Origin of the sequence: Secundilactobacillus oryzae JCM 18671, assembly GCF_000740055.1 — a bacterium.
GTDB classification, from domain to species: Bacteria; Bacillota; Bacilli; order Lactobacillales; family Lactobacillaceae; genus Secundilactobacillus; species Secundilactobacillus oryzae.
In genome coordinates this window covers 24,045-36,398 of sequence record NZ_BBJM01000008.1, presented here as the reverse complement: position 1 = coordinate 36,398, position 12,354 = coordinate 24,045, and the positions used below count along the sequence as shown (strand labels likewise).

At 43.6% G+C, this 12,354-nt stretch carries 10 protein-coding genes and 2 pseudogenes; 6 read left to right on the top strand and 6 right to left on the bottom strand.

Features of this window, described 5'->3' with window-relative positions; all coding sequences use genetic code 11:
- Positions 1-25 precede the first annotated feature (25 nt).
- Positions 26-1,024, bottom strand: coding sequence for an ornithine carbamoyltransferase (gene argF, locus LOSG293_RS03275; protein WP_034526978.1), 999 nt, complete (start codon positions 1,022-1,024; stop codon positions 26-28).
- A gap of 101 nt (positions 1,025-1,125) precedes the next feature.
- On the opposite strand from argF, the gene LOSG293_RS03270 reads away from it, so the two are divergent.
- Together LOSG293_RS03270 and LOSG293_RS03265 are read left to right on the top strand one after the other, a co-directional pair.
- The gene (locus LOSG293_RS03270; RefSeq protein WP_034526976.1) at positions 1,126-2,424 is read left to right on the top strand and encodes a sensor histidine kinase; all 1,299 of its coding nucleotides are present in this window, start codon (positions 1,126-1,128) and stop codon (positions 2,422-2,424) included.
- Positions 2,421-3,251, top strand: coding sequence for a DNA-binding domain-containing protein (locus LOSG293_RS03265; protein ID WP_034526973.1), 831 nt, complete (start codon positions 2,421-2,423; stop codon positions 3,249-3,251). The genes LOSG293_RS03270 and LOSG293_RS03265 overlap by 4 nt, the downstream gene beginning before the upstream one ends.
- A gap of 53 nt (positions 3,252-3,304) precedes the next feature.
- Here LOSG293_RS03265 and padC read toward each other — a convergent pair.
- Positions 3,305-3,766: pseudogene (gene padC / locus LOSG293_RS03260) on the bottom strand (phenolic acid decarboxylase); the annotation flags it as partial.
- 103 nt (positions 3,767-3,869) lie between these two features.
- Between padC and LOSG293_RS03255 the strand changes: the two are divergent.
- Positions 3,870-4,412 carry a PadR family transcriptional regulator gene (locus LOSG293_RS03255; protein WP_034526970.1) on the top strand — a complete coding sequence of 181 codons (543 nt, stop codon included), beginning with the start codon at positions 3,870-3,872 and terminating at the stop codon, positions 4,410-4,412.
- A gap of 78 nt (positions 4,413-4,490) precedes the next feature.
- Here LOSG293_RS03255 and LOSG293_RS03250 read toward each other — a convergent pair whose 3' ends face one another.
- Complete coding sequence (locus LOSG293_RS03250) at positions 4,491-6,185, bottom strand: oleate hydratase (protein WP_034526967.1); 1,695 nt, start codon at positions 6,183-6,185, stop codon at positions 4,491-4,493.
- 161 nt (positions 6,186-6,346) lie between these two features.
- A pseudogene (locus LOSG293_RS03245) lies at positions 6,347-7,369 on the bottom strand (MFS transporter).
- A 34-nt stretch (positions 7,370-7,403) separates the two neighbouring features.
- On the opposite strand from LOSG293_RS03245, the gene rpsN reads away from it, so the two are divergent.
- The gene (gene rpsN / locus LOSG293_RS03235) at positions 7,404-7,625 is read left to right on the top strand and encodes a 30S ribosomal protein S14 (protein ID WP_051907190.1); all 222 of its coding nucleotides are present in this window, start codon (positions 7,404-7,406) and stop codon (positions 7,623-7,625) included.
- A 497-nt stretch (positions 7,626-8,122) separates the two neighbouring features.
- Here the strand turns inward: rpsN and LOSG293_RS03230 are convergent, their stop codons facing one another.
- Together LOSG293_RS03230 and relB are read right to left on the bottom strand one after the other, a co-directional pair.
- Positions 8,123-8,413, bottom strand: coding sequence for a type II toxin-antitoxin system RelE family toxin (locus LOSG293_RS03230; protein ID WP_034526960.1), 291 nt, complete (start codon positions 8,411-8,413; stop codon positions 8,123-8,125).
- On the bottom strand, positions 8,403-8,654 hold the full coding sequence (relB, locus tag LOSG293_RS03225) for a type II toxin-antitoxin system RelB family antitoxin (RefSeq protein WP_152551086.1): 252 nt from the start codon (positions 8,652-8,654) through the stop codon (positions 8,403-8,405). The genes LOSG293_RS03230 and relB overlap by 11 nt, the downstream gene beginning before the upstream one ends.
- A gap of 764 nt (positions 8,655-9,418) precedes the next feature.
- On the opposite strand from relB, the gene LOSG293_RS03220 reads away from it, so the two are divergent.
- Positions 9,419-10,348, top strand: coding sequence for a proline iminopeptidase-family hydrolase (locus LOSG293_RS03220; RefSeq protein ID WP_051907189.1), 930 nt, complete (start codon positions 9,419-9,421; stop codon positions 10,346-10,348).
- Positions 10,349-10,393: 45 nt separating this feature from the next.
- On the top strand, positions 10,394-12,022 hold the full coding sequence (locus LOSG293_RS03215; RefSeq protein WP_034526954.1) for a peptide ABC transporter substrate-binding protein: 1,629 nt from the start codon (positions 10,394-10,396) through the stop codon (positions 12,020-12,022).
- The last annotated feature ends 332 nt before the right edge of the window (positions 12,023-12,354 follow it).

Genomic DNA, 12,354 nt, shown 5'->3' with positions numbered 1-12,354 from the left:
ACCGTGTTATTTGAAATGACAGGTTTTATTCCCCTAAAGTGGCTACCATCACAGATTTGATGGTGTGCATTCTGTTTTCGGCTTCTTGGAAGACGACAGATGCTGAACTTTCGAATACTTCATCCGTGACCTCCATTTCAGTCAAGCCAAATTTCTCCGCAATCTCTTTGCCAACGGCCGTTTCAGCATTATGGAATGAAGGCAAGCAGTGTTCAAAAATGACATTCTTGTTCTTGGTTTTAGCCATCAAGTCACTATTAACTTGGTACGGCTGAAGCAATTTAATTCGATCAGCCCAGACAGAATCAGGCTCACCCATTGAAACCCAAACATCGGTATAGATGACATCAGAATTTAGAACACCCTCGTCGATATCGCTGGTCACCAGAATTTCTGCCCCAGTGTCCTTAGCGATAGCTTCACATTGCTTTAATAACTTTTGGGTTGGTCGTAATTCTTTCGGACAAACGATGTGGAAGGTCATCCCCATGATAGTTGCCCCAATCATCAGTGCGTTGGCCACGTTATTGCGACCATCACCCACGTAGGTAAAATTGATTTCACCGTATGGCTTCTTTAAAACCTCTTTGGCAGTCAAAAAATCGGCTAATACTTGAGTCGGATGGTCCTCATCGGTCAATCCATTCCAAACTGGAACCCCAGAAAATTCAGCAAGTGTTTCAACCGTGCGTTGTGAGTAGCCACGATATTCGATACCATCGTACATACCCCCGAGCACTCGTGCCGTATCCTTCGCAGTTTCTTTTTTGCCCATTTGTGTTCCAGTTGGTCCGAGGTAAGTGACATGAGCACCCTGATCATAGGCCGCCACTTCAAAAGCACAACGAGTTCTAGTAGAATTTTTTTCAAAAATTAAAGCCACATTCTTACCTTTTAACTTAGGCTGTTCTGTCCCCGTATACTTGGCTTTCTTTAAATCTTCAGCTAGCTCCAATAAATAGCCCATTTCTCGTGGTGTGTAATCCAATAACGTCAAAAAACTTCTATTTCGTAAATTAAACATTGTGTCGTCCTCCTCTATTCTTTACACTATCAGTATAGAAAGCGGTTTCAAAAAACTTCATAAAGTTTCAATTTGTGAATAATTTATTTTAGGAGCTCCCAATGTTTAGACAAAATCGATTCATCATGCACGAACGTTATCAACGGATTCTGATTGCTGCAACCTGTATTGCTCTCGCTTCACAGGTTAACTTTCAAACCTACACCCCGGGATTTATTTTGACCCTATCCGTTTTTTTGCTGCCGGTATTTCTGTACTTCAACGCTGACTTAAATCCACTCCAATTAACTGCGGCCATTGCGTTCGCCTCACCAGTTTTCCGGGGCTTACTACTGTTCATTGGTCAAGATGCTAGTGTCGGCAAAATTTTACAATTCATTGCAACTGACATGGTTTTCTACCTCAGTTACGGCGTACTTTATTATTTTTTGTATTGGCGGCACGGTCAGCGCAACAATAGCTCGTTTCTCCTGACCATCATTATTTGTGACTACGTTTCTAATCTATTAGAAGTCAGCTTGCTGACCGGATTCACTGATTATAGCTATCGTTTATTTCAAATCTTATTCGTGGCGGCACTAGTACGGAGCCTCTGTAGCGGCTTATTTGCCATTTTGTACCACTATTTCACGCTCATGCTTCGTGACGAAAATCATGAACGCAGATATTACCACTTTATTTGGATTTCATCTTCCATTAAAAGCGAAGTCTACTTTATGCAAAAGAATATTACCGAAATTGAAAACATCATGAAAAACGCCTATTTATTGAACCAAGACCTCCAAGAATTAGCGATTGGTCAAAAACAAAAAGCAATGGCGTTGGACATTGCCCGCGACGTTCACGAAGTCAAAAAGGATTATCAAAATGTGATCAGGGGGTTAGGAGATTCCTTTAGTGATGAGCAAAACGAAGCCATGCCACTCGCCGACATTTTACGGGTGACGACTGATTATATTCGCGAGTCAATCAAGACTAAAAAACAAAGCGTCGTCATCGACGTCCATAATCATGTCGATTTAGTGATTCCTAGTCACTACTACGTTGTCTCCATCCTGTCTAATCTGATTTTTAACGGCGTCGATGCGCTTGACCACACTACTAATGGTCGAGTACGAGTAACGGTGGTAGATGACGGCAGCGATATTCTCGTTGACGTGTCAGATAATGGTAGCGGTATGGATGACCAGACCCTAGGCATGATTTTCCAGCCCGGTTTTACGACCAAATTCAACGAAACGACCGGCAATGTTTATCGGGGGATTGGTCTTTCACATGTTAAGATAATTGTCGAAGAGCAGTTTGGCGGCAACATTACCGTTGATTCAACACTCGGCAAAGGCACCGTTTTTCATTTAACCTTGAACAAACAAAAATTAATGCAGGAGGTGACAGCATGAATTTCTATATCGTCGATGATGACCCTTCAATTCCAATGATCTTACAGCGGATTTTAGAAAAAGAATCTTCGAATACTGTCGTTGGCACGGCTGCCGGAGCGGACAAAACCCTGGCGGACCTCATGCATTTGGAGGTCGACATCATGCTAGTCGACTTACTCATGCCGGGCACTTCTGGTATTGAACTCATCAAACAAGTTCGCCAACTCAAACCAGCGATCCGATTCGTCATGATTTCGCAAGTCAAAGATAGCGATTTACGCGCCCAAGCTTACGAAGCCGGCATTGAATTCTTCATTGATAAACCCATTAATGTCATCGAAGTCAAAACCGTCGTTGAAAAAGTTGGTCAAAGCATTCAAATGGCGCAAAAACTGGAGAATATTCAATCCCTTGTGGGCGGTGGCGCTACAGCGGTAGCTACCCCAAATCCACCATCGACTAGCCGAGCCCAGGTTCTTGCCATTCTACGCTTTCTAGGCATCACCTCGGAAGCCGGATCATCCGATATTCTATCTGTCAGTCAAATCATGCAGGAACAACGCATCAGTTTTCGGGATATTGACTTTGAAGCCCAATACCACATTGATGACCGAGAGAAAAAAATCATGTTTCAGCGAATTCGGCGGGCCATCAAGACCGGTTTAACCAACTTGGCCACCCTTTGTATGGATGATATGGGGGACGAAATAGTGGTCGAGTACGCGAACACGCTTTATGATTACAAAAACGTTCGAGACGAGATGCTATATCTAGAAGGCAAACGCAGCACTGGCGGAAAAACCTCACTCAAGCACTTCTTTGATGGTTTAGTCCAAGAACGCTAAAAGCACCACCCGAGCGGCATGACCGCAGAGGTGGTGCTTTTTCAATTACTTGTTGATTCGCTAATAACGTCTTCGTTGTTTTGACCAGCTTCGCCCATGTAAGTAATCTTGGCAAATTCTGGAACAACGAGCTTTGGATAAGTTTCGTACTTTTCACGTGATTCTTCCATCAAATCGATGTGCTCGTTTTGGTAAGTAACCGTGATTTCTGGATGTTCTTCAACCCACTTAGGGAAGAAGATCGTGCCGTGTAACTTGCCTTCATTTGGTAAGAAGTCCAATGTAACGTCAGTTCCAGTTGGTTCCGTCCATGAAATCTTGTAAACGCCGGCAGTCAACATCACGATGTCTGCTTCTTGATCCGTTACCCAACGGCCAGCAACCATACCGCCATGGATTCGGTAGTCAACTGTGTGGTCATTTTTAGCGTACCCTTCGTATTCCCAACCGTTATCGTAAGTGTAAATAAAGTGAGTGCCCAAAAAGTCATCAAGTGATTCAAATTTCTTTGTCATATTTAAAGCCTCCGGTTAAGTTTATATATGTAAATATATACATGTTTTTGATTACGTGATTATGTTAAACTGAACCTAACTTAAAGTCAAGGGGGAAAATCGTGTGGCACAGCGAAATCAGTTAAAATACATTATTTTGGGGTTACTCAGCGAAAAAAAGCTCACTGGGTACGATATCACTAAGGCTTTCGATTCAGACATTGGCGAATTTTGGTCCGCTAACCACAGCCAAATCTACCCCTTGCTCAAACGATTAGAAGACGACGCCCTCATCACCCACGAACTGGAACTTGTCGGCGAAAAATTAGAAAAGAAACTCTATTCCATCACATCAGCTGGGAAAACGGTCCTGAGAGAGTGGCTGAGCGAACCGACACCAGAAATATCCGCTACTAAAGACGAATTTATCCTGAAACTCTACTTCATTCACTCGGCGGACGATCCCTTGTTGCTCCCGATGCTGACTGAACAACACCAACTTCATCAGGCCAAACTTACCCATTTGAAAAACCAAATGAGCCGCAAGTTCCCTGACGAAACCAGTCAAAATAACCTCGGCCACTTTCTGATTTTGCAGCACGCGATTCAGCGTGAAACCCGGTATACCGCCTGGCTACAAGATATTATTGATAAGGTAAGTCGGTAAAGGCGAGTCCATCAAAAAAAGACGTCACCAAGCTACACGCTTGATGATGTCTTTTTTTGTTAATCGCATTTGATTAGATTAGGAGAACATTTTCTTCGTCGCTCTTGCCAATACCTTTGGATCCTTATCGAATCTTGGATTGGTCACTAACTTATCCATTGGGACACCGGCAAAGTGGTAAGCTGCCACTTCACCCGAACGAACAGCGCTTTGTTCCGTAAAAATCATCTGATACGGTTGCTCCACGAATTCACCCGTAAAGGCGAGGTTCGTGGAGTGCTCTGGAATAATTTCCGGACGGTCGCTCTTAGCCCGGTTATTAAAGAGGGCTGAAGCATATGGCATGTAAACTGGGATGTTGTTGATGACACTATCGTAAATGGCATCAGCCTTTTCCATGATGTTATTCGGGCCGGGATCCACTTTCGACAATTGCCCCAACAATTCTTCTAACATTTCCTTCCCTGTCATCTTAATGTACTGCTTATCGACGAACTCACCGGTTCGGCGTGGATACAGGAAGTAGCCCCAGATGACGGATTCATTAGCCTTTTGGGTCGTGAAGTGCGGTTGGTGGTGCACCACAATCGACATATTCACGTCCTTTTGTCCAAGTGGCGTAATCGGCGTGGTTGATAAGAATGAATTCAAGGCATTCCCGGGAACCTGTGTGGTAATTCGGGTAATTTCATTCAGTAAAACGTGATCCTTGGTTGTCAATGTGAAACTGACCCATTCACTGGCATCACGATCCGCAAAGAATTTATCCGGATTGCCCAGATTGTAGAAGTGCTCCGTCGCTTTCTTCCACAAGCCTGCAGCAGCACCATAGTCCATATTTTCGGCAGCTGGGGTATCGTAATCGCCCAGTGTTGCTGAATCAGTAATCGAGCCGTTGGTGAAAATCACTGCCGTATCATCCGGTACTTCAACGGTTTCAGTTTCACCGGTTTCAGTATTTTCCATCACGAGACCAGTCACCGTAATTTCATCCTGCATTGGCGTGTCCTTAAACTGCCAGTCCGTTACCCGACGATTGAGTACGATGTTGCAACCTTGATCTTTCAGATAATTAATCAGTGGCAACATCATGCTTTCGTACTGGTTATAACGTGTCCGGTTAACGCCCACAAGGTGTTCAATTTGCGTGAATTCGTAAATCATTTGGTGCATGTAACGTCGGAGTTCTTGCGCCGAACTCTGAGTTCTAAAGGCAAACGTGGTCTCCCACATGTACCAGAAATTAGTTTGGAAAATGTGCGGGGTCTTCTTAAAGTATTCCGCGATGGTTATGTTATCGAGCTTTTCTTCCTGACTATCTGGCATCAAAACTAGGCGACTCAAATACATCCGATCAAGATTATTCAAGCCAAGGTGACCACCATTAATGATGCCCTTCCCCCCTTGAAGCAAACGCGCCTTATCAAAAGTCCGATGTTTACTATCAAAATCACGGGTATCTTCGGCTGCCGTCATATGAGGTTCAGTCGCCGAAGGAATTCGGTCCAGTAAATCCATTAAATCGACGTACGTCCGGTAGTTGAGCATCCGGCCGCCTCGGGCAACATAGCCTTTGGTATTGGTCATTGGATGATTCTTGTTCCAATACTCATCCGTCACCGTATCGGTTGGCGCACCATCGTTCGATCCGTGATCATCCAAAGAATAGAACGTGATACGATCACCTTGCCAGTGACCCTCTTGAATTAAATAAACGGCTGCTGCCATGTTTGAAAGACCGGCACCAATCATGATTGCTTTTGATTTTGTCATTATAAAACACCTCCGCAAGTTAAATGGAATCGTTTTTATTTTTATCATAGTTCCATGTTAGACACTTGTCCAGTAAAATTCATAACCATTTTATATTTAGCTGTTTCGTAACTATCTGAAAATACAAAAAAATCGCTATCCAAAACTGGATAGCGAAACAGTTAAACCGTTTTTGTTTTGAAAATATACCAAATTGATATGAGTAGTAATAAAACCCCACAGCTGATGAATAGCCAAACCATCGGAAAGACATCGGCCAGTGGTCCCAAGCCCAAACTACCAATCAGTAACATAATATTCCCAATCATTTGAAAGGCGGCAAAAGTTCGGCCCATAAATTCTGGGGCTGATTCCGTTTGAATAATCACGGCTTGGTTCGTGTAATAGTACGGCGACGCCACTCCCAGTAAGAACATCATCGCAAGATAGAACCAAATGGTCGGCGACAGTGCGGTTACGACCATGACGGCTGCAAACGTCCCAACGCCAAGTCCTAGCACCGTGGCATTATTCTTAAATTCTTTGTGTTTAGCCACCAATAGTCCGGCAATCACCGAGCCCGCCGCCCAGGCAATTTCTTGAAGCGTCAAGTTGACCACCGAAGCCCCAAAGTGTCGTTGCACGAACAGTAGGCTCAATACATTAACCGGCGTCATCAATAAGAAGCCCGCCGCGTAAATATAGAATAAATAGCGAAGACTATCATTTTTGAAAATGTACTTAAAGCCAGATAGTAATTCCTCTTCAGTCACTTTGGCCGACTCTGCTACAGCTTCAGCCTTTGCTTTAACGGCTTGCAGCTTAATTTTAGTCATACACAAGAGTTCAATGGCGGCGGTGAAAACATCGACCATCAAAGCCCAATATAGATTAAAATTAGCCAGGATAATACCGCCCAGAACCGGTGATAACAGTGTCGAAAGCGACATAATCGTTTGGTTGATGCCATTAATTCGCGTTAACTCGTCTTCCGGTACTAATTGCGGGTACGCTGAACTAACAGCAGGTTATTGAATGCCTTGTCCCAACGACCGTAGCCCTGCAAAGAGCAATAAGAGCCAAATCTCTTGCACGCCCAACGACCAAATCACGGCCAGTAAAAGCGTCAATAGCGCGATTGACCCATCCGCCCCCATAATCAGCCATTTCCGGGAATACTTGTCTGCCCATGCACCCCCGACCATACTGATCAAAATCTGAGGTAACAGGTAACAGACCGTGGCAAAGTACGCTGACTTGAGAGCAGAACTGAAGCGTAATCATGATTACGTAGGGTTAAGTAAGCTCCCACGTGATGCATCCCCTACACGGATGCACAACCGTGACGAGCTGGATGGTCGGCCACACGCTTACATGCGTAAGTTTAAGCTATCTCGTTTGAACTTTAGAAAGTATGCCCATGCTGGACAAATTCCCGGTGTGAAAAAGGCAAGCTGGTAAAACCAGAAGAGTGACGGCAATCGATTGATTCTGAGGATTAGTATCACCTGACAAAAATCATCGACTTTGGATGATTGTCAGGTGGACTAAACGCAAGAATTAGATTGACGGAACATGATCAAGAGTGTGAATCGGCACGGTTCTCACCTGAGGATTAACATAGTCGCGCTAAAATCATCGGGTTAAGATGATTGCGAGACTGGGTTAAACGCAAGGTGTGGTGCTGAGAATCACGTTTATGACTAAGTGTGACAGCAATCCGTTGATTCTGCTATCTGTGAGTAGCACCTCACACAACATTTAAATAAGCCTCTCCGTGGACCGCGACATCAGCCAAGATGTTGCGGTTTTTATTTTGGTTTCGTAAATAAGCTGTCCCTTCGGTCCCCATGCGACCTTAAGCAGTGGTCACAAAGACCGAAGTGAACTGGCTATATAGTGGCAAAAAAACGGCATCTCCAGTTATAGGAGGTGCCGTTTCGTGTTAATCACTTTACTCATTTTTCAAAGTATTTTTTCGCTATTTGATAAATATCTTTCCTATGCCCAATAAGCACGATATCGATTGTGACAACGTCGTCATCGATAGAACATATCAGTCGATAATTTAATACTCTATAACGCCATAATCCAGTTAACTCTGCACTCAGCGCTTTCCCATGAAAATATGGATTGATGGATCCCTGCAAATTTTTGCCAATCCATTCCACAATAATTTTTGCGGTGTTTTTGTCCAATTTTCTTAACTGTTTGGTCTCTTTTTTAGAAAAAACAACTTTATAGCTCAACGTTGAATTCCTTGGCAACTTCTTCAAACGGAATTTTAGTCCCATCATCCGTTTTCAGGAATTCTTGGTAGGCTTTAATATCGATTTCATCTTCAATCTTGTTAACAATATTTTCATGGACTAACTGGCTAAAAGTTTTGCCAGTAGCTTTCAAATAAGCATTAACAAGTTCTTCATCTTCTTTATTAAATCGTACCGTTTTTGTCGATCCCATCGTTGCACTTCCTCTCTTTAAATTCATTGTAACACAAATGTGTTACCACCTCCTGCTCTATCTACTTTGATGGTACGATTTTAGATACGTAAATTCTCTGATCTTTCTACTACGGATAAAAGTTTTTCAAAAGAGAGCCACCTAGTTAATCCAAAACTAAAGGGTGTGGAATATCACCCCAGCTGGCGAAAATGATTACACGAGAGCTTATTTGAAATAGCGTGAAACTTCGGTCTTTGCGACAAGCAGTGAAATTGGCGTTAGCGATTTGGACTCGCAATCTTCGCGGTAGTCCTATCGCTTAGGCCAACTAGCAATGGTAAGACCGCCTTTTGGCTTGGCATTGTGCCCACTGCGTAGGTCGCATGGGGACCGAAGAAGACAAAATGGTACTCTTCCTCAAATTACTTGTCACAGTTCATTTTTTAAAATTCATTTGACAACCAGTTCTTCAAAGCCTATGATGTGATTTAACAAAAACATCTAATCTCATTTTAATAATTACACGTTGATAAGAACAGTACGTCAGTCCCGCACTCTTAGAGACCTCCGACTTTGGTTGAAACGGAGGAGTCGCGCGACTGACCGAACATCATCTTTGAGTGTTAGGAGCGAATCATTGAGTTCCTAATGGGTACGCCCACTACAGCGTTATTCGTTGATTGACGAAGAGAGTTCAATTTTTAATTGAAAGTAATAGGTGGTACCGCCACAAAGGCCCTATAGGAATTTTTTCCTGTAGGGCATTTTTATTTGAATTAGATTAGAAAAACAGCATTGGAGTGATTAATTTGGTATTAAATCCAACTAAAGTCGTAACTAAGCAGCACGAAGGCACAAAAATTCTAACCCTTTCAAATGGATTCCACCTTTTCTCACGCACCGTTGGTCAAGGACCTATCAATCTACTTTGTCTTCATGGTGGTCCTGGTAGTAACCATGTTGAGTTTGAAAACTTTGCAGAGGAACTATCTAACTACGGCGTTCGCGTTTCCATGTACGACCAGCTAGGTTCCTTTTTCTCAGACCAACCCGACTTCTCGTTACCCGAAAATCAAAAATATCTGGATTTGGAATACTATCTGAGTGAGTTGGAAGAAGTTCGGCAACAACTTGGCCTCGAGAATTTCTATCTGCTAGGCCATTCATGGGGCGGCTTATTAGCCCAAGAATATGCGTTGCGACACCCTGAACATTTAAAGGGATTGGTTGTCATGAGCATGATCGATAGCATCACCGAATACACCCCATACATAAATCACCTTCGCGAAACCACACTGACCGATGATCAAGTTACCTACATGAAGCAAGTCGAGGCCGACGAGCGTTTCGACGATCCGTATTACCAAACACTGGTCGATGAGTTAAACCGAAATTTCGTAATGCGCCATCCTGAAAATGGTCCTCACCATTTGGTTAATACCACGGCAACCGCCGTTTATAACACTTTCCAGGGCAATAATGAATTCGTCATGGTCGGTAAATTAAACGGCTGGGACCGGCGTGGCGACCTCAAAAACGTAAAGACGCCGACACTCCTCACATTTGGCGATCACGACACGATGCCACTCGATACGGCAATGCGAATGAATCGCGAATTACCAAATTCCCGATTAGTTCTTACTCCGGACGGTGGTCACTGTCACAGCGTTGATAATCCCAAAGCCTTTTTCCATAACCTCGGCACTTTCCTCACGGATGTCGAAACCGGCAATTTCTAACTTAGTTCATAGCACATAGCTTTAATCATTTAGGGGGAGACACATATGAAAAACACACATAAATTATTACTTGGTGCAGCACTGCTCACCTTATCAGGAACATTAGCCGCTTGCGGTTCTGGAGAAGCCAACAGCGATTCGAATCACAACAAGGTCACTCTAATGCAAAATACCGAACTCTTGTCACTAGACAACTCTAGCGTTGCAGACTTCACTCAGTGGAACACTTTGGAAAACAGTATGGAGGGCCTCTATCGTCAGGATAAAAATAATAAGTTAGCACCTGCAATGGCTACCAAGGTAGTTCAACCGACTAACAACGGTAAAACCTACACCTTCCATTTACGAAAAAATGCTAAATGGAGTAACGGTGATGACGTCACTGCGCAAGATTTCGTCAAATCATGGCAACGCTCCGTTTCTGACAAATCAACTTCCGGTTATAACTACATTTTCTCCGGCGTTAAAAATGCCGACAAAATCAGTGCTGGTAAAGCTGACGAAACGGCTTTAGGAGTTACCGCGGTCGACAAGCACACCCTACGCGTAGACTTAGACCATGCAATGCCATACTTTAACAAAATGATGATTTTACCCGCCTTCTTCCCACAAAACACGGCAGCGGTTAAGAAATATGGTAGCAAGTACGGTACCACTTCAGCCAAAATGGTCTACAACGGTCCGTTTAAAGTGACAGGTTGGACCGGTAGCAACAACAGCTGGAAGTTCCTACGTAACAAGCATTACTACAACCAAAAGGCCATCCATTTGAAGGAAATCGACATGAAAGTGGTTCAAGATCCAAACACCGCCCACAACATGTTCACCAAAGGCCAACTGGATGACGCCCAAATCACTGGTGTTACTGCACAAGGCCTACAAACCAACAAAAATTTACGTCACGTCACGAAGGCCGGAACCTACTACACGCGTTTGAACGTTGCTAAAAATAAGACCCTCTCCAACAAGAAGTTGCGTCGGGCGTTGAACCTCGTGCTTGATAGAAAAGCCCTGACCAAGAAAGTGCTAGCTGATGGCTCGGAACCTGCCTACACGTTTGTCGCAAAAGGGTTATCCACTGACCCAACGACTGGTAAAGATTTCGCCGAAGAAAATCAACCAGCTGAAACTCACAACGTTAAAAAAGCTAAAAAGCTTTGGGCTGAAGGCTTGAAGGAAACTGGAAAATCTAGCGTTACCCTTTCACTTCTCGGTAACCAGGATACGGCCACTAAAAATGTGAACCAATACATCCAAAGTACCGTTGAAGAAAACCTAGACGGCGCCAAGGTTAACGTTGAAAGTTTGCCTAAAAAAGCTTTATCTAGCGATGTGGAATCAGGTAAGTTCGACATGGAAACCCTGTTCTGGCTCGCCGACTTCGGTGATCCTAGCAACTTCCTCTCCATCAACCAATCGACCAACCCTCAAAACTACGGTAGTTACAACAGCAAAGCGTTCGATACTGCTTTGACAAACGCTGCTAAAAAGGATGCCACTAACACCAAGGCTTACTGGGCCGATATGCGGAAAGCCCAACAGGTCATGAATAGTGAAGTGCCATTGGTGCCACTCTACTCAATGACAGAGAGTCACCTAGTTAATCCAAAACTAAAGGGTGTAGAATATCACCCAGTTGGCGAAAATGATTACACGAGAGCTTATTTGAAATAGCGATTAAGCCTCTTTCTACAACTTCCTTAAAGTCATTTTTCAAAATTCATTTGACAATCAGTTTGTCTGCCAGTAGGATGAGTAACATTAAATAGAGATGAGAAACACGTGTTGAAATTTTCATGGAGTATAAACTAGCGACTTGTCAGAAAGTGCTTGGGGCTGCGAAAGCACATTTCCTAGTTTAAAAAGATGTTAACGAGCGGAATCATCGTTAAGATGATTATGGTTGCACCCAATATCGTACCAGTTTATCAACTGCTTTTTGTGGTTCGTACATGGCAAGACAGGTTTCGTGAGAGGCTTGTAAATTAAGGTGGTAACGCGTGCAA

Excerpts from the sequence above, each read along its gene's own strand:
- argF (WP_034526978.1), bottom strand. The coding sequence starts at position 1,024 with ATGTTTAATTTACGAAATAGAAGTTTTTTGACGTTATTGGATTACACA.
- LOSG293_RS03270 (WP_034526976.1), top strand. The coding sequence starts at position 1,126 with ATGTTTAGACAAAATCGATTCATCATGCACGAACGTTATCAACGGATT.
- LOSG293_RS03265 (WP_034526973.1), top strand. The coding sequence starts at position 2,421 with ATGAATTTCTATATCGTCGATGATGACCCTTCAATTCCAATGATCTTA.
- LOSG293_RS03250 (WP_034526967.1), bottom strand. The coding sequence starts at position 6,185 with ATGACAAAATCAAAAGCAATCATGATTGGTGCCGGTCTTTCAAACATG.
- relB (WP_152551086.1), bottom strand. The coding sequence starts at position 8,654 with ATGAATTTAAAGAGAGGAAGTGCAACGATGGGATCGACAAAAACGGTA.
- LOSG293_RS03215 (WP_034526954.1), top strand. The coding sequence starts at position 10,394 with ATGAAAAACACACATAAATTATTACTTGGTGCAGCACTGCTCACCTTA.